The sequence below is a fragment of the Bacillus sp. JJ864 genome, from assembly GCF_036963045.1.
Taxonomy (GTDB): domain Bacteria; phylum Bacillota; class Bacilli; order Bacillales; family Bacillaceae_G; genus Bacillus_A; species Bacillus_A pseudomycoides_C.
The window spans coordinates 1-282 of record NZ_JBALLY010000060.1 but is presented as its reverse complement, the minus strand read 5'-3'; positions in this window follow the sequence as shown (position 1 = coordinate 282).

Below are 282 nucleotides of genomic sequence, written 5' to 3'. Positions count from 1 at the left end.
CGAAATGCTGGCGGTACCCTAATTAACTATACTAAAAAAATTGGCGTACATAATGTTCAACATGTACGCCTTTTTAGTGAAAATTCAACATCTTTTACACATTAAACAGACCAAATTAATTATGGCCATTACGTATAATATATGAGCGTTAGCGGTTCCTTTACTTTGAAGAAGGGTCGTGTAACCTTGATAGGTGTTGGAGCTGAGGTAACCTGCTCCCTATCCAGAAGAAACACGACCCTGCAAGGTTCAAAGTCAAGGGCATATATTATACATATCTAA